The 19,963-nt window shown below is 66.4% G+C and carries 16 protein-coding genes; 7 read left to right on the top strand and 9 right to left on the bottom strand.

From position 1 onward, the window contains the following. Position 1: 1 nt before the first annotated feature. Entirely contained in the window at positions 2 to 1,270 is a 1,269-nt protein-coding gene (locus CAL12_RS13730) for a LysR family transcriptional regulator (protein WP_086064955.1), read from the bottom strand. A gap of 229 nt (positions 1,271 to 1,499) precedes the next feature. Here CAL12_RS13730 and CAL12_RS13725 point away from each other — a divergent pair, with 229 nt between their 5' ends. From CAL12_RS13725 to CAL12_RS13715, 3 genes are all read left to right on the top strand, one after another. Beyond that, on the top strand, positions 1,500 to 2,483 hold the full coding sequence (locus tag CAL12_RS13725) for a Bug family tripartite tricarboxylate transporter substrate binding protein (protein WP_232464799.1): 984 nt from the start codon (positions 1,500 to 1,502) through the stop codon (positions 2,481 to 2,483). Positions 2,484 to 2,522: 39 nt separating this feature from the next. After that, a complete protein-coding gene (locus tag CAL12_RS13720) occupies positions 2,523 to 3,830 on the top strand; it encodes a cation:dicarboxylate symporter family transporter (RefSeq protein ID WP_086064954.1) in 1,308 nt (435 codons plus the stop codon). A 66-nt stretch (positions 3,831 to 3,896) separates the two neighbouring features. Then, entirely contained in the window at positions 3,897 to 4,808 is a 912-nt protein-coding gene (locus CAL12_RS13715; RefSeq protein WP_086064953.1) for an NAD(P)-dependent oxidoreductase, read from the top strand. 52 nt (positions 4,809 to 4,860) lie between these two features. On the opposite strand, the gene CAL12_RS28625 is transcribed toward CAL12_RS13715, so the two are convergent. The 4 genes from CAL12_RS28625 to CAL12_RS13695 form a co-directional block, all read right to left on the bottom strand. Further along, positions 4,861 to 6,483 (bottom strand): methyl-accepting chemotaxis protein, encoded by a 1,623-nt coding sequence (locus tag CAL12_RS28625; protein WP_086064952.1) that lies wholly within the window; start codon positions 6,481 to 6,483, stop codon positions 4,861 to 4,863. A 115-nt stretch (positions 6,484 to 6,598) separates the two neighbouring features. Beyond that, positions 6,599 to 8,032, bottom strand: coding sequence for a c-type cytochrome (locus tag CAL12_RS13705; protein WP_086064951.1), 1,434 nt, complete (start codon positions 8,030 to 8,032; stop codon positions 6,599 to 6,601). 9 nt (positions 8,033 to 8,041) lie between these two features. Then, the gene (locus tag CAL12_RS13700; RefSeq protein ID WP_086064950.1) at positions 8,042 to 9,631 is read right to left on the bottom strand and encodes a GMC family oxidoreductase; all 1,590 of its coding nucleotides are present in this window, start codon (positions 9,629 to 9,631) and stop codon (positions 8,042 to 8,044) included. A gap of 68 nt (positions 9,632 to 9,699) precedes the next feature. Continuing rightward, a complete protein-coding gene (locus CAL12_RS13695; RefSeq protein WP_086064949.1) occupies positions 9,700 to 10,257 on the bottom strand; it encodes a sugar dehydrogenase complex small subunit in 558 nt (185 codons plus the stop codon). Between the two features lie 286 nt (positions 10,258 to 10,543). On the opposite strand from CAL12_RS13695, the gene CAL12_RS13690 reads away from it, so the two are divergent. From CAL12_RS13690 to CAL12_RS13680, 3 genes are read left to right on the top strand one after another with little or no spacing between them, the layout of a single operon-like run. Continuing rightward, positions 10,544 to 11,872 carry an arylsulfatase gene (locus tag CAL12_RS13690; RefSeq protein WP_086064948.1) on the top strand — a complete coding sequence of 443 codons (1,329 nt, stop codon included), beginning with the start codon at positions 10,544 to 10,546 and terminating at the stop codon, positions 11,870 to 11,872. A 56-nt stretch (positions 11,873 to 11,928) separates the two neighbouring features. Beyond that, positions 11,929 to 12,876: a Bug family tripartite tricarboxylate transporter substrate binding protein gene (locus tag CAL12_RS13685; protein WP_086064947.1), complete on the top strand. Its 948-nt coding sequence runs from the start codon at positions 11,929 to 11,931 to the stop codon at positions 12,874 to 12,876. 7 nt (positions 12,877 to 12,883) lie between these two features. After that, the gene (locus CAL12_RS13680) at positions 12,884 to 14,218 is read left to right on the top strand and encodes a sulfatase family protein (protein WP_086064946.1); all 1,335 of its coding nucleotides are present in this window, start codon (positions 12,884 to 12,886) and stop codon (positions 14,216 to 14,218) included. Here the strand turns inward: CAL12_RS13680 and CAL12_RS13675 are convergent. Both CAL12_RS13675 and allB read right to left on the bottom strand, forming a co-directional pair. Beyond that, complete coding sequence (locus CAL12_RS13675) at positions 14,215 to 15,639, bottom strand: MmgE/PrpD family protein (protein WP_086064945.1); 1,425 nt, start codon at positions 15,637 to 15,639, stop codon at positions 14,215 to 14,217. The two genes, CAL12_RS13680 and CAL12_RS13675, sit on opposite strands and share 4 nt — an antisense overlap. Continuing rightward, complete coding sequence (allB, locus tag CAL12_RS13670) at positions 15,632 to 16,996, bottom strand: allantoinase AllB (RefSeq protein WP_086064944.1); 1,365 nt, start codon at positions 16,994 to 16,996, stop codon at positions 15,632 to 15,634. Before allB ends, CAL12_RS13675 begins: the two co-directional genes overlap by 8 nt. A 128-nt stretch (positions 16,997 to 17,124) precedes the next feature. On the opposite strand from allB, the gene CAL12_RS13665 reads away from it, so the two are divergent. After that, on the top strand, positions 17,125 to 18,000 hold the full coding sequence (locus CAL12_RS13665; protein ID WP_086064943.1) for a helix-turn-helix domain-containing protein: 876 nt from the start codon (positions 17,125 to 17,127) through the stop codon (positions 17,998 to 18,000). 12 nt (positions 18,001 to 18,012) lie between these two features. On the opposite strand, the gene CAL12_RS13660 is transcribed toward CAL12_RS13665, so the two are convergent. Next, positions 18,013 to 18,810: a transporter substrate-binding domain-containing protein gene (locus CAL12_RS13660; protein WP_157792980.1), complete on the bottom strand. Its 798-nt coding sequence runs from the start codon at positions 18,808 to 18,810 to the stop codon at positions 18,013 to 18,015. 127 nt (positions 18,811 to 18,937) lie between these two features. Beyond that, positions 18,938 to 19,936 carry a Bug family tripartite tricarboxylate transporter substrate binding protein gene (locus tag CAL12_RS13655; RefSeq protein WP_086064941.1) on the bottom strand — a complete coding sequence of 333 codons (999 nt, stop codon included), beginning with the start codon at positions 19,934 to 19,936 and terminating at the stop codon, positions 18,938 to 18,940. Positions 19,937 to 19,963 lie beyond the last annotated feature (27 nt).

Below are 19,963 nucleotides of genomic sequence, written 5' to 3'. Positions count from 1 at the left end.
CTCATTTTGTTTTCGATATGCGCGGGATACGCGCGCCATCCACCGCCATGGTAACGGCCAGGCGGGATATCTCGTCCAGCAGCTCGCGCGCGCCGGGCGACAGCTGCGCGCCGGTGCGTGTCGTCACGCCGATCTCGCGTCGCATGCCGTCCAGGGCGAAATCCAAGGTGACCAGGCCGCCCGCCCGGAACTCGTAATGCAGTTGGTGGACCGAAAGCGCCGTCAGCATGTCGGAATGCAGCAGCAGACCGCGTAGCAAGGCCAGGTCCGCCGTTTCCACCGAAGGCACCAGCAGCGGCTGACCCTTGCGACGGAAGAATTCGTTGAGCTGGTCGCGCAGCGGCGTGGAAGCGCGCGACAGCACCCAGGGGTAGCGGGCGAGATCGTCGAAACCGATGGGCCTCCGCGCCAGCGGATGTCCGGCGCGTGCGATCAACACGATATCCTCGTGCAGCAGCAGCCGGGTGCTCAGGGAAGTATCGTGCAGCGGCCGCAGCGCGCCCAGGATGAAGTCGACCTCTGCGCTCAGCAGCCGGGCGCACAAGTCTCCATACGGGCTTTCCAGCGTGCGGATGCGCAGCCTGGGATGGCGCGCCAGCACGTTGGCGATGGCCGCCGGCAGCACGATGGTGCGGATCATCGGCAGCGCGCCGACGGTCACCACGCCTTCCAGGGCGCCGTCCAGGGCGGCCATATCGGCCTGGATATTGCGCAGCTCCGCCAATACGCGCTTGAAGCGGATCACCCAGCGCTCGCCCACCGGCGTGGGCACCATGCCGCGCGCCGTGCGCTGGAACAGCCGCTGCGCCAGGTTCTTTTCCAGCTTGGCAAGCGACGCGCTGATGGCGGGCTGCGTCAGTCCGCAGGCATGCGCGACGGTGGACATGTGATGCACGTCGGCGAGCATGGCCGCGCTGGTCAGCCGCCGCGTATGGAACAGCGCGGCCGTGGCCGCGACCCCGCTTGCCGCGCCCTGCCCGCGCCGCAGCGCCAGGGCTTCGTCGCGCACGGCGTCCAGTTCCGCTTCGATGCGCCGGGCACGCTCCAGCACCGCTTCGCCAGCGGCCGTCAGTAGCATGCCGGTGGCCTTGCGCTCGAACAGCGCCACCCCCAGGCTTTGCTCCAGGTTGCCCACCGCGCGGGTGACCGCCGAAGAGGCCCGGAACAGCGCTTCGGCGGACCGGCGCACGCCGCCAGCCTGGGCCACCGAGGTGAACACGTGCAGATGATGCAGGCTCAATCCGCCGTCCGCGCCATTGGGATATTCCATGCTGTGCCGCAACACAAAATAAAAATATTAGAACGGCGATCGCCGTACAAGGCAACCCGTTTGTTCCCCAGGCGACCGATACTCGACGCAAATAGAACACGACACAGGAGACTTCATGGATGCGTCTCGTAAAAACCAAAGGCAGCGGTCGATCGCCTGACACGAACGCGGAACACACGAACGGGGCGTCGCAAGAGCGCCCCGTCGATAACGACATAAAGGAGACACTATGACGATGACCCGACGCGCATTCGCGCTGGGTGGCGCCAGCCTGCTGGCCGCCGCGCTCGCGCCGGCTGCCCGCGCGGCCGGCTTTCCGGACCGCCCCCTGCACCTGATCGTTCCCTTTGCCCCCGGCGGCAATGTCGACACGACGGCACGCGTGGTCAGCGCCGGGCTGACCCAGACGCTGGGCGTGTCGGCGGTGGTGGAGAACAAGCCGGGGGCCGGCGGCAGCATCGGGGCGGATATGGTGGTGCGTGCCACGCCCGACGGCTATATCCTGCTGGTGGCTTCCAATGGCCCGATGACGGTCAACCCTTTCGTCCAGTTGCATCTGCCCTACGATCCGCTGCGCGACCTGGCGCCCGTGGGGATGGTGGGCTACGTGCCGCATGTGCTGGTCGTCACGCCCGGACTGCCCGCCCATACCCTGGCCGAACTGTTCGCGCTTTCCAAGACGCGTCGCATCAATACCGGCACCTCCGGCGTGGGCAGCGCGACCCACCTGACCCTGATGCGGCTGGACGCCGCCGCCGGCGTGAACCTGGCGCACGTACCCTATCGCGGCGGCGGCGCGCTGATACCGGATCTCGTGGGCGGCACGCTGGACGCCACGATGACGGAGCTCTCCACCGCCCTGCCCCTGCATCGCGCGGGCAAGGTGCGCATCCTCGCGGTCGCGGCAACCCGGCGATCGGCGATCGCGCCGGAGATCCCGACGATGATCGAATCGGGGGTCAAGGACTTCACCGCTTCCAGCTATGTCGGCCTGCTCGCGCCGGCCAAGACGCCCAAGGAGACCCTGGATCGCCTGCAGGGCGCGCTGGCGGCAAGCCTCGCCATGCCCGCGGTGGCCGACAAACTGCGCGATGCCGGCATGGAAGAAGCCACCGCGTCGGAAAGGACTTCCGCTGGCTTCGCCGAGTTCCTGCGCGCCGAATACGCGCGGTCCAAGGCGGCCGCCCAGCTGGCCGGCATCAAGCCGGAATAGCGCGATCCCGCCACGCCCCTTTCCCTGGAGAGCCCGTCAGTGAAGACACTGAAGAAGCTATATGTACAGGTCCTCATCGCCATCGCGGTGGCGATCGTGTTCGGGCTGCTGGACCCGCAGCGCGCGGTGCAGATGCGGCCGCTGGGCGAGGCCTTCATCGCCTTGCTGAAGATGATGCTCGGCCCCATCATCTTCTGCACCGTGGTGCATGGCATCGGGCACATCAGGGACTTCCGCAAGCTGGGCCGGCTGGGGATCAAGACCCTGCTCTACTTCGAGGTGGTCAGCACGATCGCCATGCTGGTGGGCTTCACGGTCGTGAACATCCTGCGGCCCGGCGATGGCCTGCATGCGGCCGCGCTGGACGCATCCGCGGGGCATGCGGCGGGCCTGATCAAGGCAGCCTCGGCGGATTTCACGCTGACGCACTTCCTGCTGTCCATCATTCCGCACACGCTAGTCTCCGCGTTCGTCAGCGGCGATATCCTTCCGGTGCTCTTCGTCTCGCTCCTGGCGGGGACGGCGTTGAGCCTGACCGCCAAACCCGACTGGATCGCGCTGAAGCTGATCGGCGAGGCGCAGACCGTCGTGTTCAAGATGCTGGGGTTCATCATGCGCCTGTCGCCCTTGGGCGCCTTCGGCGCGATGGCGTCGGCAGTGGGCAGCTATGGCGGCAGCACCCTGCTCTATCTCCTGCGCTATATCCTCACCTACTACGCCAGCGCGCTGATCTTCGTGTTCGTCGTCCTGGGGCTGGTGGCGGGGCTGGCCGGGTTCTCGATCTTCCGTATCCTGGCGCTGATCAAGGACGAAGCCGTCATCGCCATGGGGACGGCCGCCAGCGAGGCCGCCTTTCCCCGGCTGGTTTCCAAGCTCGGCCAGGCCGGCTGCGACGAGGCTATCGTCGGCTTCGTGCTGCCGGCGGGCTACAGCTTCAACATCGACGGCGCCTGCCTTTACATGGCCTGCGGCATCGGCTTCATCGCGCAGGCCACCGACACACCCTTGCCGCTATCGCAGCAACTGGCCCTGCTGGCCGTCATGCTGGTCACGTCCAAGGGCGGCGCCGGCGCCGCCGGGGGCGCGCTGGTCAAGCTGACCGCCACGCTGCAATCGACCCGCGTCCTGCCCCTGAGCGGTGTCGGCCTGCTCTTCGGCATCGACCGTATCCTGGCCATCGCCACGTCCACCGTGAACGTCATCGGCAATAGCGTCGCCGTGCTGGTGTTGGCCAAGTGGGAAGGCATGTTCGATCGCAGGCAGTTCGATGCCTGCCTGCGCGGTCCATCGACGCGCGCTATAGACAACGCCCCGCGTCCTGGCGAGCCAGGGCGCGATCCCGCCTGATTTCCTCAATCACACCCTTGGGATACGCGGTGCCGCGATCCTTCAAGACACAACGGAGCACCCCGCATGCAAGCACCCAACCGCAACAACCCGCCCGCCGTGGCCATCGTAGGCTTCGGCGAAGTCGGCCCCATCTTCGCCCAGGCCCTGTCCGAGCAGGGCTGCCGCGTCGCCATCTACGACATCAAGCTGGAGAACCCGGCCACACGCGAAGTGATCGCCACCCGGGCGAAGAACAGCGGCGCCCGCGTGGCCGCTTCCCTGGCGGATTGCCTGGCGGACGCCGAACTGGTGTTCTCGGCCGTGACCGCCAGCCAGGCCGGCGCCGTCGCGGCCAGCGCCGCTCCCCTGATGAAACCGGGCCAGGTTTTCATCGACCTGAATTCCGTTTCGCCCAAGGTCAAGCAGCAGAACAGCGCGCTGATCCGGCAACATGGCGCGGACTACGTCGAATCCGCGGTCATGGCCCCCGTGCCGCCGCAGGGGATGCGCGTGCCCATGCTGCTGGGCGGACCGTCGGCGCGAGCCATTTCGACGCGGCTCAACGGATTGGGCATGCGCACCGAAGCCGTGGCCGACGACATCGGCCTGGCCTCCGCCATCAAGCTGTGCCGCAGCATCATGATCAAGGGCATGGAAGCCATGTGCGTGCAGTCCATGCTGGCCGCGCGCCACTTCGGCGTGGATGACCGCGTACTGGCATCGATGGCCGCAAGTTTCCCGAGCGTCGGCTGGGATGACGGCTACGAAGCGTACCTGATCGGCCGCGTGTCCGAACACGGGCAGCGCCGCTCGGAGGAAATGCGGGAAGCGGCCGCCATGTTGACGGAAATCGGCATGAATCCGGAGCTTGCCACCGCCATCGCCGACATACAGGAAGCGCTGGCCCGCAAGGGTGCGTCCCTGCACGCGGAGCTGGACGCCAAGGGGCGGTTGCCGCGCTGGCGCGAGCTGCTGGCCGGACCGGATGCCGGCTGACGTGTTCCGGCCTGATCGACCACGACATCGCTGATGACGTGGCATCACGCTGTCAGGCGGTCGCCTCCAGCAATGTGGGCGACATGCCGCCGAGCCGGCCGGCATCGACCTCGATCACATCCGACGACGAGAGCTTGAACTTCGCCACGGCGGCTTTCAGCCCCGCGGCCTGGCTTTCCAGGGATGCCGTCGCCGCGGCGGCTTCTTCGACCAGGGCGGCGTTCTGCTGGGTGACTTCGTCCATCTGGTTGACCGCGCGGTTCACCTGTTCGATGCCGTCGGCCTGCTCCGACGAAGCCGCGGCGATTTCGCCCATGATGTCGGTCACGCGCCCCACGGCCGCCACTATCTCCTGCATGGTGGCGCCCGCCCGCTCGACCTGTTCCGAGCCTATGCCGACCTTGTTGACGGAATCCTCGATCAATTGCTTGATCTCCTTGGCGGCCTGTGCGCTGCGTTGCGCCAGCGCGCGTACTTCGGAGGCCACCACCGCGAAGCCCTTGCCCTGCTCACCGGCCCGCGCGGCTTCCACCGCCGCGTTCAAGGCCAGGATGTTGGTCTGGAAGGCAATGCCGTCGATGACGCTGACGATGTCGGCGATCTTCGCGGACCGTACGGAAATCTCGCGCATGGTCCCGACCACCTCGTCCACCGCCACGCCGCCGCGGCGCGCCACATCCATGCTGCTGGTGGACAACTGGTTGGCCTGTTTGGCATTGTCCGCGTTCTGCTTGACGGTCGAAGCCAGCTCTTCCATGCTCGAAGCGGTTTGCTCCAGCGACGCCGCCTGTTCCTCGGTGCGGCTGCTGAGATCCGTGTTGCCGGCCGCGATCTCGCGCGCCCCCGTATCCATCTGGTCGACGCCCTGGCGCACCTGCCTGATCAGGTCGGCCAGGCTTTGCTGCAGGGTTTGCAGGCCGCCCAGCATCTCGCCCATCTCGTCGCGCGACTTGATGACGATGCGGGTGGTCAGATCGCCGACGGCCATGGCGCGGAAGGTACGCAGCGCCTGCTCGATGGGCGCGACGATGGCCTGCCGCAGGGAGCGCCAGACCAGCAGCGAGATCACCACGACCAGGAACAGGCTGGCGCATGTGACGGTCACGAAGGTCTTGAAGACGCCCACCGAGGTGTTGTAGAGCGACTCGGCGCGTCGGGCCTGGTACTTCTGCAAGGCGGCCGAGGCTTCGCTGGCACCGTTGAAGAGGTCCCGCATATTGCCGAACGCGGTGGTGACACCCGCCGCGTTGCGGGCATTGTGTGCATCCACGATGGCTTGATAGCCCTTGCTCGTGAAAGCCGCGCGCTTGGCGGTAAGGTCGCGCGCAAGCCGCACTTCCTCGGGATCGTCGCCATCGACCAGTTTCAGGTAATCCGCCCAGGCGCTTTCCGACTGCTTGAACAAGCCCAGGGAGCGCTTGGCTTGTTCATCCGCGCCGGGGTTTTCCGGCGTGAGCCCCAGGCGATAGATCGCCAGGAAGCCGCGCGCATTGTAGATGTCGGCCTGCGAAATCGCGATGGCCGCGGCAAGCTCGCGCTTGTACATCGTCTGCTGCGTGTCATTGCCGTAATCGAAACCCCATATTCCCATGCCGCCGCCCACGATGAGGAGCAGGGCCAGGAAACTGATGACGAGCGCGATACGGGCCTTGATGGAGAGATTGGTTCTTTTCATGATGGCATCTTCCAGAAATGGCGAATGCCGCCACCCGGGGACGGGTGGCGGCGCTTCTTGCTTCCAACAGCAGAACTGCGCGCCGGTTCGAGCGACGTGACAGGAATCATCGGCTTCAGGCCGCGGCTTTGCGACGCCGCCGGGCCAGCAACCAACCCAGCAGCAACAGCAATACGACTGCCGCCACGCCCACGCCGATACGCGCTTCGCTGACGATCGGTCCCGGCTGCGAAGGCGCGCGCAGGGTCTGGACCTGCGCGGCGGTTACCGCCGGGGCTGCCGGGTTGCCGAAGGTCTGGCGCACATAGGTCGCGAGCATGGCCACGTCCTGGTCGCTCAACTCGTGCGCGAAGGCAGGCATGCGGCGAGGGGCGCTCCCACTGGAGCGATACACCCCATCCAGGATGGCCATGACGAGATTGCCGGGATCGTCGCGGCCCACGGCCGATACATGCAGCAGGGACGGCGGACCGCCCTGCTCCGCTCCGGTGCCGCTGGCCTGGTGGCAGGACGCGCAATTGCCGCTGTACAAGGTGGCACCCGTCGTCTGTCCCATGGACGCGCCGCGTATCGTGGCCTCGTCCTTTGCCGGCACGCCATAGGCATAAGCCGGCTTGTCAGCCGACCCCGTGGCCACCGGCGCCGCGGACCTGACGTACACGGCAATGGCGTTCAGGTCCGCATCGGACAGCTTGCTCAGGCTGTGGTCGACGACTTCGGCCATCGGGCCCGCGACCAGGGCATGCCCCGGCGCGTGGCCGGTCTTCAGGTAGGCAACCAGGTCCTCCTGGCTCCAGCCGCCGATGCCATGCACAGGGTCGCCGCTGATGTTGGGTGCGTACCAATTGCCCAGCGACGCGCCGCCAAAGGCGCGACTGTCGTCTTCCGCCATCAGCGCGTTGCGCGGGGTGTGGCAGGTCGCGCAATGCGCCAGCGCTTCCGTCAGGTAGGCGCCGCGCAGCCACTGTTCGCTTTTGCCTGCCACCGGTTCAAAACGCCGGTCGCTGTTGAACAGCAGGTTCCAGCCCTTCATCGACGCGCGGATGTCGAAGGGGAATGGCAGCTTCGTTTCCGGAACCGCCGCGTCGACCGGCGCCACGCCTTTCATGAAGAAGGCGTACAGCGCGTGCACGTCTTCATCGCTGATTTTGGTGTACGACGTGTACGGCATGGCCGGGTACAGATTGGCGCCATCGGCGCGCACACCGGCGCGCAAGGCGCGGGCGAACTGTTCCTCGGTGTAGTTGCCGATGCCCGCCGTCTTGGACGGCGTGATGTTGGTCGACCAGATGGTGCCGACCGGTGACGCGATGGGATTGCCGCCCGCATAGGGTTTGCCGCCGGCGGCCGTATGGCAGGCGACGCAATCCGCCGCGGTGGCCAGGTAGGCGCCTCGTTGCACGAGCGTGGTTTCGTCCGGGGCGGTGGCCGCCGGGCCGGCGGCGAAAACCGCGGAGGCCGCGCCCGCCACCGCGGAGGCCGCGCCCGCCAGCACCAGCGCGAGGGTCGCGCCGATAGCGCGGCGCGGCGATGGATAAACCGTGGTCATGGCGTTTCCTCAGATCGAATGCAGGACGGCATCGGCGGTGCGCAAGGCCAGCGCCGCCGCAGTCAGCGTGGGGTTGACCGTCCCGGTGGTCGTCATGACGTTGGGGCCGACAATGTACAGATTGGGGTGATCGTGGGCACGGCCCTGCGGATCCACCACGGACGTACGCGGATCGGCGCCCATGATGGTGGTGCCCTGCGTGTGCGGGTGTACCCAGGTCAAGGGCGAGTACTCGGTGGCGCCGAACAATTCGGCCACCCGCTTGTAGACGCGCTTCGTATCCTCGAAACCAGCCAGGAAGTACGGATTGTCCCGGTTGAAATGCACCACCGGCGTGGGCAGTCCCAGCGCATCCTTGCGCGTCGTGCTCAGCGTGACGCGGTTCGACGGTTCGCCGGGGTATTCGTGCTGCGTGCTCAATTCCATGATGCGCGCCGCCTGGTCGCGGATCATTTCGTCCAGGCGCGGCCCGATGATGCCCTTCTTCAGCAGGTTCGTGGTGATCATCTGGTTGGGTGAGTTGTTCACCACCACATGCTTGGTGCCGGCCCGTTCGCGACGGAATTCGCCGTCGCGCGCGGTGAAGAAGGTCTGGGGATGGACGGGGCCGCGGCCCGGCCACAAGGCCTCGTTGGTCAGGAAGTTCTGGTGGGATTCGGGTTGGCAGGACAGGTTGCGGCCGACCATGTCCGAGCTGTTCGCGATGCCGGACATCAGGAGCAGGCGCGGGGTTTCGATGGAATAGGCGGCCAGCACGAAGGCGCGGGCCGTCAGCCGGTGGTCCGTGCCGTCCGGCGACTTGTAGCGCACCGCCACGATCTTGCCCGCGCCGTCGGCTTCCACCTGATAGACCACGGCATCGGTCATCAGCTTCACGCCGACTTCCTCGGACTTGTAGGCATGTACCGAGCCGTTGTAGAGCGCACCGATCGGGCACACGGGCGTGCAGGAGTTGTTGCCCTGGCAGGTCGGCCGGTCGTCGTAGGGGCGCGAATTGCGTGCCGTGGGCTCGTTGACGACGCGAAATCCCGCCGCGGAGAGGACCTCGTCCGCGCGAGCCTGCATGTACGGCAGCGGCTGGGCCTTCATGGGATACGGCGTCGAGCGCGGCGGATACGTGCCGGGACGGCCGGTGGCGCTCTGGTCGGCGTCGTCCGGGCCCGACACGCCCATCTCGACTTCGGCCTGCGCGTAGTACGGCTCCAGGTCGTCATAGCCGATCGGCCAGTCGCGGCTGACGCCGTACAGCGTTTGCATCTTGAAGTCGTTGGGCAGGAAGCGATAGCAAGCGCCGGCCCAGTGCCAGGTGGTGCCGCCCACCAGGCGCAGATAGCTGGGATTGTTTACGGTCTTGCCTGTTTCTTCCAGATAGCCTTTGGTGTCCGACTTGGGCGCGTGGGCCGTATCCGGATAAGGCCCGTTGGGATTGCCCTTGACGGGCGTGTTGCGGAACTTCTCGACGATTTTCCAGCGCGGCACGCGCGGCCCCGCTTCCAGCAGGATCACGCTCTTGCCGGCCTGGCCGAGACGATGCGCGGCCAGGCTGCCGCACACACCGGAGCCGACGACGATGACGTCGGCGTCAAATTCTGTAGACATGAATACTCTCGTGGGAATCCCGTCGTCGGCCAGGCCCGTGGACCCGCGCGCGCCGAGCGGGAGGGTAATCAGGCGGCGGAAACGACCGGCTTCGGCACCCAATAGCCGTAGCCGCCAAGCTGGTAGCTCGGGATCGTCGTGATGCCGGCGGTGGGCCGGTACATCAGCGCGTCGCGATAGGCGACCAGTTGCGTGCCGGGGCCGCTACCCACGCGCCCCAGGTACCAGGCGCTGACGATCGCCACGGCAGTGGCGTGCAGCGCGGCGTCCTGTCCGACGGGGGATGTGTCGAACGCGGCCATGTCCGGCAAGGTGCCGGCCTGGCGCGCCGCCTCGCAGGCCGTCGCCAGCGCGGCGTAGCGTTGCTCGAAGTCTTTCTCGCCGGCGATGAGGGCCTGCAGCGTGCGGCGGGCGATGACGGGATCGAGATCGCTCTTGCCGGTCAGGAAGCTGGACAGGTCGAGAAAGCGCTTGCTGGCGTCGGCGGCCGGCACGTCCGCCCAGGCGGCGGTCGACCATGTCGGCGCCGCGACGGTGGCCACCGAGGCCAGTGCCGCGACCAGCAGGTCGCGACGGGCGTAACTGGCCGGCGCCTGCGACGCGCGGGATGGGGCGGTTTTGCTCATGTGCGTGTTATGGATGAAGAGTCCTGAAATCGACGGCTGACTCGTCTCCCGCCCGCTCCGGATGTACCCCGGTCTTGTATGCCGACCGATGCTTACCGAGCGATTCTATCCATGAGCAATAGATCCAAAACGATAAAGAACGGCATATCGAAACGTTGTTCTTTCGAATTGGGGCCGATTACGCCTGCTGATTCCCGCCGGGAATCGAATCCGGCACGCCCGGGAATGGACGACTGCGCCTGCCCTCATATATTTCGCGGTATCCAGAACAATCACGGGAATCACCTTGGCGCCGCCGAATATCGTATTGATCGTGGCCGACAACCTCGGCTGGGGCGAATTGGGATGCTACGGCGGCGGGGCGCTGCGCGGCGCGCCGACGCCGCGCATCGACGACCTGGCCCGGCAGGGCCTGCTGTTGCAGAACTTCAACGTCGAAAGCGATTGCGTGCCGACCCGGTCCGCGCTGATGACGGGGCGCCATCCCATCAGGACGGGAAGCCTGCAGAGCGTGCCGCCCGGTCTCCCGCAGGGGTTGACGCGCTGGGAAGTCACTTTGCCGCAGTTGCTGAAGAAGCAGGGCTACGCCACCGCGCACTATGGCAAATGGCACCTGGGCGATATACCCGGACGCTATCCCTCGGACCGCGGTTTCGACGAGTGGTTCGGCATACCCCGCACGACCGACGAAAGCCAATTCACCTCGACGGTCGGGTTCGATCCCGAGGTGGCGGACATTCCATACATCATGGCGGGCCGGGCGGGAACACCATCGGAGCAGATCAAGGTCTACGACCTGGATTCCCGCCGGGGTATCGACGCCGAGCTGATCGATCGCGCCGTTGAGTTCATGAAGGGCAACCATGAGCGCGGCGTCCCGTTCTTCCTGTATCTGCCCCTGATCCACCTGCATTTCCCCACCCTGCCCCATCCCGACTTCGCCGGCAGGTCGGGCAACGGCGACTTCGCCGATTCCATGATGGAAATGGACCATCGCGTCGGGCAGATCATCGACGCGGTGAATAGCCTGGGGGTCGCGGAGGACACGCTGTTCATTTTCTGCAGCGATAACGGGCCCGAGTTCCGGGCCCCTTACCGCGGTACCGCCGGGCCGTGGCGCGGCACATATCACACCGCCATGGAAGGCAGCCTGCGCGTGCCCTTCATCGCGCGCTGGCCGGGCAGGATCAGGCCCGGCAGGATCAGCAATGAGATCATGCACGTGACGGATATCTTCACCACCCTGGCGAGGGTGGCGGGCGTCGAGGTCCCGACCGACCGTCCCATCGACGGTGTCGACCAGCTACCGTTCCTGACGAGCCTGGACGACAACCCCAAGTCGGCGCGCGAAGGCTTTCCTTTCTATATCAAGCAGGAACTGCGCGCCGTCAAATGGCGCGACTGGAAACTGCACTTCTACTGGGAGCCCGAGGTGAATGAAGGCAAAGGCAAGCTGGAGTCGCCTTACCTGTTCAACATCACCCGCGATCCCAAGGAAGAAACCGATGTCCTGGTGTTCAATACCTGGGTCATGGGGCCCATGCTGAGATTGGTCAAGGCGTTCAACGACAGCGTGAACGCCTTTCCGAATACGCCGCCCGGGCAGGAAGATTGAGCCTGGCGTCACGAAGATACAAATAATCCAAGGGGTCGAAATTGAAGCTTTCCAGAATGCTAATCCCTGCCTGCGTGGTGGTGGCCGCGGCCGCCACGGCGGCGACAGCGCAAGCCGAGCCGGCGTGGCCGGACGAAAAACCCATCACCTGGGTCGTGGGTTTCAGCGCCGGCGGGTCGGTGGATGTCGTCACGCGCGCGATCGCCCAGCAGGTCAGCGCGACACTGAAGCAGAACGTCGTCGTCGAAAACAAGGCCGGCGCCGCGGGCGCGATCGCGCTTGCGTCCGTGGCCAGGTCCAAGCCTGACGGCTACACCCTGGTCACGGTTCCCGGCCCCATCCTGCGGGACGATGACGGACTGGAGATCGGCCAGAAGCTCATCGGCGTCGCCACGCTTGCCGAGGGCGCCGTCGTGATGGTGGGGAGCAAGGACGGCCCCGCCGACTTCAAGCAGCTGAGGGCCGCCATCGAGAAGGCGCCCGCTACCTTTACCTACGCGAGCTCCGGCGTGGGCACCGGCCAGCATATCGCCGGCGCGATGTTCAACCTGGCGCTGCGCGCGCAGATGGTCCATGTCCCCTACAAGGGCGGCACCCAGGCCCTGGCCAATGTCATGGGCGGACAGGTCAACCTGGGCTTCCTGGGCGTGTCCACCGTCCTGCCCCAGGTGCTGGACGGCAAGGTGATCGCCTATGCGGTGACTTCGCCGTACCGGGTCGCCTCGCTTCCCGACGTGCCGACTTTCCAGGAAGCGGGCATCGCCGATTTCAAGCTGACCCAGTGGTACGTCGCGGCGATGCCGGCCGGTACGCCGGATGCCATCACCCTGAAATTCAGGCAGGCGGTCGACGACGCGCTGCGAACGCCGCAGATCCTGACGCTGCTCAAGGCTAGCGGGCTGGATGCGCCCGGCAAGGACGCCCAGGATCCCACCGCCTTCGCCCGCGCCAGCATCGAACAATCCCGCATGATCGCCAAGAAAGCGAACATCGTCCTGCAGTAGCTTTGCAATGACTTCATCCAGACGCCCCAATTTCATCTTCATCCTGGCCGACGACCTGGGTTATGCCGATCTCGGCTGCACCGGGGCCATGGACGAGCGCAACAGGCCGGCGGATATTTCGCCGAACCTGGACCGGTTGGCGCAACGCGGCGTGCGCTTCACGCGCGGCTATTCGAACTCCGCCGTCTGCTCGCCCACCCGTTTCGCGCTGATCACAGGCAGGTGGCAATACCGCCTGCGCGGCGGCGCCGAAGAGCCCCTGCCCACGGTGATGCGTGACGACAAGGTGCTGGGGTTGCCGCCTGAACACCCGACCTTCCCTTCCCTGCTGGGCGCGGCGGGGTACGACACCGCCTTGATAGGGAAATGGCACCTGGGACCCCCGCCGCTTTTCGGTCCCACGAAATCGGGATACGACTATTTCTTCGGCTTCCATGCGGGCGGATCCGATTACTTCGCCCATTGCGATCCGCGCGGCCGGCCCGACCTGTGGGAGAACGACCAGCCCATCGAACGCGAGGGCTATCTGACCGACCTGCTGAGCCGGCGCGCCTGCGACTACATCGACGCCGCGGATGACGCGCGGCCATTCTGCCTGAGCCTGCACTACAGCGCGCCGCACTGGCCGTGGCTGACGCGCGAGGATGCCGACGAATCCCGGCGCATTGCCGGCATAGGCAAGCACCTGGACGGCGGCTCGATACGTACGTACCAGCGCATGATCCATCACATGGACGAAGGCATAGGCTGGATCGTTTCCGCCCTGGAAAGGAAAGGCGTCCTCGAAGACACCTTCATCGTCTTCACCAGCGACAACGGCGGCGAACGCTTTTCCAACAACTGGCCTTTCGTGGGCCAGAAGATGGACCTGCTGGAAGGCGGTATCCGGGTACCGGTACTGGCGAGCTGGCCGAACGGCCTGCCTCGTGGCGGACTGAGCGACCTGCCGCACATGACCATGGACTGGACCGCGACCTTCCTGGATGCCGCCGGCGTTGGTGCGGCGCCGGGCTACCCGCTGGATGGCATATCCTTGCTGCCGTCGCTGCGCGGCCACGGGTCGCGCGTCGAACGCGACCTTTGCTGGCGCATGAAGCATCGTGACCAACGTGCGCTGATCCGCGACAACTGGAAGTTTCTCCAGGTGGAAGGCATCCCCTACCTGTTCGATCTGTCCAAGGATGAACGGGAACGGGCCAACCTGCGCGACCGCGAGCCGGGCAAACTGGCGGAATTGATGGAGGCATGGCAGGCGTGGGATGCCAGCCTGCCGCCCATTCCCGAGGACGCGCAAGCGCACCTGGTCTTCGATAAGCGGCAATTGCCGCAGGCGACGTTCTAATCGTCGGATTGCACCAGGCTTCGTATCGTCATGGCGCGTGCGGCGTGACTGGCCCGATCAGGATGCAATAACGCATCCAGCAAAGCAACATGATGTCCGCGCGCCAGCGACACGCACTTGCCCGCGATGTCCGCGGCCGACAGCGGGCGTGCCTGGCTTCCCAGCGGTGCCAGGCAGCATGCCTGGAGGGTGGTCGTGTCCGCGCCCGTCACCGTCACACGCGCCGCGCGGTGATGCGGCGGCGGCAGCGCCGGCTGCAAGGGGCGCAGCCGTATGGCATGACGCAGGCGGGCCACGCGCGCGTCGTGCAGGAAGCCGGCCCCCAATGCGTCGGCGTCCGTCCGGCCGTGCAGCCAGGCCACGGCGAGCAAGTGCGGGATGGAAAAACGCGCCGCCAGGCTGGTCTGGACGTCACGTTGCGCCATGCCGACCGCGAAGTCGTGCACCTCGGCTTCGATATGGGCCGTTTCATCGCAAACGTACGGTGCCCACGCCGATACGCCGGCACGTACTTCCAGCAAGGCTTCCAGCGCGGCGTGGCTTTGGCCGGCGCATGCGAGAACCTTGAAATAGTTCTGGCGGACCGCCCAGGCGTCGCCCAGACCGTCCGCGTAGACCGAGGCATCGGCGCTTGCGCCCAGCATTTCGCCCAAGCGCGCCAGCGCACGATCGGGCGCCGGCAGCCCCCTTTGCGCCCGGGCGACGCAGGCGAACGCCTGTTCGACCCCGGTGCCTACCCAGAGATTGGCCGCGAGCCCGCCGTCCGCGACGATGGCGAACGGCCTGGGCGCGGCCAGCGTGGCGGCATGCAGCAGCGCCTGGTGCAGGGTATCGCCGTTCAGCCCGCGCAGGATGCCGACCGTGGCGGTCGCGCCCAGGCCGCTCCACAGGGAATGCGGATGGGCCGGGGCGGCGCCGAAGGTCCAGGCGCGCGCCATGCGGCAGGTCATTTCGTAGCCCAAGGCAATGGCGTGCAGGAAACGGCCCAGGTCATGGTCCGCGGCCTCGCATTCGGCCAGCGCAGCCGGCACGCAATAGATGCCGGCATGGCACATCAGGTGATGATGGCCTTCGTCCAGTTGCAGCCAGTTGGCCGCGACCGCGTTGCGCGCGGCGGCGCTGGCCGGCGGCAGGCGCAGGTCTGGCCGGCCGAGGACGGTGCAGGCGTGCGGGGAGTAGCCAGTCTTGGACGCGTCGCCGGTCCAGACGGCACCGGCGGACTTTCCGCCCGTGGACACGCCACTTCCGGCATCGCGAGTCCAGGCCGACAGCTCGGCATCGTCGGCCGCGCCCAGCGCGCAGGCAATCGTATCGGCGGCGACCAGCGCGACGCGTTCGGCCACGTCGGCCGGAATGGCGTCCGGCCCGGTGGCGGCCGCCCACTGGCAGAGTCGCCGCAGCGCTGGCCCGGATTCATCCATGGGACCGCCTGCCCCAGTCGGGGGCGATTCCCCTTCCCCAGCCCGGTTCGCCGACCACGCGGCGGTCCCACATCACCACGTTTCCACGTACCAGGGTGTGCACCGGCCGCGCCGTGACGAAACGTCCGTGCCAGGGTGAAATGCGGTTCAGCGAATGCAGCGCCGACTGGTCGATCCGATACGCGCCGTCCATATCGACGATGGCGAAATCCGCATCGGCGCCGACGCCGATATGTCCTTTGCGCGGATACAGCCCCCAGGCGCGCGCCGGGGCCAGCGCGCTCCAGCGCACGTATTCCGGCAGGCTCATCCGGCCGCGTTGCGATTCGGTCAGCATGACGGGCATCTGCGTTTCCAGCCCTATCATGCCGCGGCAGCATTGCCAGATATCCGGATTGCGTTTTTCTTCCTCGGTATGCGGCGCATGGTCGGTGGCGATCATGCCTATGGTGCCGTCCAGCAGCGCCGCCCACAGCGCGTCGGCGTGCGCGCCACCCCGTATGGGGGGATTGACCCTGACCATTCCGGACAGGCTGTCGATCTCGGGCAGGCCGAACAGCAGGTAGTGCGGACAGGTCTCCGCCGTCATGTCGACGCCCTGCGCCAGTGCATGCCGTATGGCCTGCACGCCGCCGGCGGAGCTCACGTGGGCGATATGCACCGACGCGCGCGCGGCTTGCGCGAGCGCCGTGACGCGTCCGATCGCCTCGATCTCGCAGACCTCCGGGCGGGATTCCTCGTGCGCGCGGGCATCCGTGCGCCCTGCTTCGATGAACTGGCGCCGGCGATGCTGCATGATGGCGGCGTTCTCGGCGTGCACCGAGCAACGCACCCCCAGCCGGGCCAGGCGCTCCAGGCCTTCATAGACCACGCCGTCGTCCGGCGACTCCAGGTCGCCGGTGTTTTCCGTCATGAAGCACTTGAAGCCGGCGATACCTTCCCCGGCCAATGCTTCCAGATGCGGCAGGCTGCTGCTGTCGAGCACGCCATACAGGCCCCAATCGACCAGCGACAAGGCCGCTGCCCGTTCGCGCTTGCGGGCCAGGGCTTCGGGATTGGCGGTCGGAGGATCCGTATTGGGCATGTCCATCACGGTCGTCACACCGCCGGCCGCGGCGGCGCTGGACCCCGTCCGCCAGTTTTCCTTGTAGGTCGAGCCCGGGTCGCGGAAATGCACGTGGCAATCGATGGCGCCCGGCAACACGTGCAGGCCTTCGGCATCGATGACCTTGCGCGCACCGGGCAGTCCGGTCAAGGCACCGACAGCGACGATCCGCCCCGCGTCGACGGCGATGTCGGCCTGCACGACCTCGTCGCCGATGACGGCATGGCCACCGGCGATGATCAGATCCACCATGGCGCGATCTCCTGGTGTGAATGTGGATTTACTTTCGACATGGCGTGCTCTATAAGCTTTGCAATCGGCCCTGTCGCATCCGGTGAGACCGGCGCGACCCGGGGGCCATCGAGGGAATATCGCGGAGCATGGATTCGAAGTTGGCGGAAATCGGCATGCGCCTGCGCGCGTATCGCATCGGCGCGGGACTGAGCGCGGACGCGCTGGGCGAACGCCTGAATGTGTCGCGCGCGTCCGTCTACCGCATGGAGGCGCAGGGCATAGGCCGGCTGGATGTGCTGATGCGGGTCGCGCGGCTGCTGGATGTGCCGCTCGAAACCCTGCTGGGCGTCGGCGTCGAGTACGTGGCGTCGGCGCTGGCGTATTTCGAGCGGCTGCGCCAGATCGAGGCGCGCGCCGAGCATATCTTCGTGGCCTTCGGCCCCATCGTGTACCTGCTGACCTCCGATGGCTACGACACGCTGCTGCGGCAGGCGCTGGCCGCGCGCGCCGCGGCGACACGCCGGCCGGCACGCGCGCGTACCGACATCGACGCCCTGATGTCGATACTCAAGTTGCGCAAGGCGCAATACCAGCAGCGCCGCCCCGCCATCACCAACGTGCTGTCGCTGCCCGAGCTCGTCCAGTTCAGCGAGCAGGGGCTGGGGGATGAGGACGCCAGCCCGGCGGTGCGGGAAGCCCATCGGAAACTGGTGCTCCATGAGTTGGAACATGTGGCTCAACTGCTGGAATCCCCGCCCATGGGCGTGCAAGTGGGAATACTTTTCGACCGGCTGCCCACGACGAGTTTCTCCGTTATTCGCCAGGCGGATACCACGTTTTCCCTGACCAGCCCTTTCCGTGTAGGCCCGCAGTTGAACGTCTGGCGCGGTATCGGCACGATCTCGCAGGATGCCGAGGCCTTGCGGCTGCACCGGCAACTGGCCAACGATTTGTGGTCCGAGGTCATGACGGGCCAGCGCGCCGCCGATTTCGTTCGCCGGCGTCTTCTGCCCCGCGCCTGAACCGCGCACCAGTTATTTGGCGCCCGCCTGCAGCAGGTCGGGCGAAAGCGGCTGCCCCATCCACTTTTCCGATATTGCGTTCAGGCTGCCGTCCGCCTTGATGCTGGACAGGAAGGCATTCATCTTGTCCAGCAGGCGCTTTTCACCCTTGGGCACGGCGGCGTGCACCGGCGAGTTCAGCAGGATGAGTTTTTCCTCGAACGGGGGCGACCCCTTCTGCCGCAGGGCCACGGCGATGACGTTCCCGATGGCCATGGTGTTGGCCTGGCCACTGAAGAAGGCGGATATGGTGCTCGCGTTGTCGTCGTAGCGCGACAACCTGGCGTCCTTGGCCTGCTCCGTCAGCAGGCGTTCCTCGATGGCGCCCTTGGTCACCGCCACGGTCATGCCTTTCAGGTCGGCCACGCCGCGGATCGGGGGGCTGCCCGGCTTGCCGTAGATGCCGATGTAATACGGCGCATAGGGCTGGGTGAAATCCACGGCCTTGGCGCGCTCTTCGCTGCGGCCGATGTTCAACATGACGTCGGCCTTGCCGGTCTGCAGGGTGGCCACCCGGTTGGGCGCGGTCACGGGCACGAATTCGACCCGCACGTGCCAGGCCTTTTCGAGCAGCGCCGACATGTCGATATCGTAGCCGCGCGGTTTCATCTGCTGGTCCACGCTGCCGAAAGGCGGATAGTCGGTCATGATGCCGACCCGCACGACGCCGCGGGCATTGATGTCGTCGAGCAAATCGGCGTGGGCCGGAGCCGTGAAGGCGCACAGGCCGGCCAACAGGGCCGCCGCGCAGGAAGAAGCGGATAGACGCATGGATTTTCCCCAGGATAGAGTCATGGGGCATGTTTATGACAGCCTTGCCCCTGCCTCGCATTTTCCCGGTCGCCGTATCCAGGCGCCAGATCAGATTTCGCGCATCGTCTCAGAAAATGAGACAGCGCTACTGCTTGGGCACTCCCGTGGCGGCGATGATGCCCGTATACAGATCCATTTCCTTGGCGATGAATTGCCTGAATCCATCGGGCGGCAGATAGTGGATGGTCAGGCCATTGTCGTCCATCGCCTTGACCGTGGCGGGATCCTTCAGCACCGCCGCGACGTCCGCGGCGATACCGGCCGTCACCTGCTTGTCCATGCCCGCCGGGCCGAACACCCCGAACCAGTTGCTCAGGTGAAAGTCCTTCAAGCCGAGTTCGTCGACGGTCGGCGTGTCGGGCAGCAGCGGCTGCCGCGCGGGACCGGTCACGAGCAGCGGATGCAGCTTGCCGGCCCGGATATTTCCCAGCAAGGGCGGCGTGGTCGCGAAGAAGACGTCGATCTGGCCACCGACCAGATCCGCGACGGCCGCGCCCGTTCCCTTGTAGGGCACGTGGAGCATGTCCAGGCCCGTGCGCACCCGCAGCAGCTCACCCGCCAGATGCTGTTGGCCGCCGGTGCCGGGCGATCCGAACGCGATGGATCGATGCTGGCCCGGCTGTTTCCCGAGCGCGAGCAATTCCTTGAAGCTCTTCACCGGAAGCTTCGGTCCGCTGACCAGTATCAATGGCGCCTCGGCGACCAGCGATATCGCCGTCAGGTCGGTCAAGGGGTCGTACATCATCTTGTTGTAGACCAGCTTGTTGATCGATACCTCCGGCGTGTAGCCCAGCAGCAGGGTGTAGCCGTCCGGCTTGGCCTTGACCACGTTGTCCGCGCCTATCATCCCACTGGCGCCCGGGCGGTTTTCCACCACCACCTGCTGGTTCCACAGCTTGCCCAGCTTTTCGCTCATGATGCGCGCGATGAGATCTGTGGCGCCGCCAGGGACGTAGGCGACGACCATGCGCACCGGCTGCGTGGGATGGAACTGCGCGGCAACGGGCTCGGCTGTCGCCGCCCCCACCGTGCAGACGGACAGCACGCCCAGCAAGGCGGCGGCATTGCGTTTGAACCACTTCATTTTTTTCCCCTTGGAATGGTTGGATCG

The sequence above is a fragment of the Bordetella genomosp. 8 genome (assembly GCF_002119685.1).
Taxonomy (GTDB): domain Bacteria; phylum Pseudomonadota; class Gammaproteobacteria; order Burkholderiales; family Burkholderiaceae_B; genus Bordetella_C.
This window is presented reverse-complemented; position numbering and strand designations above follow the sequence as displayed.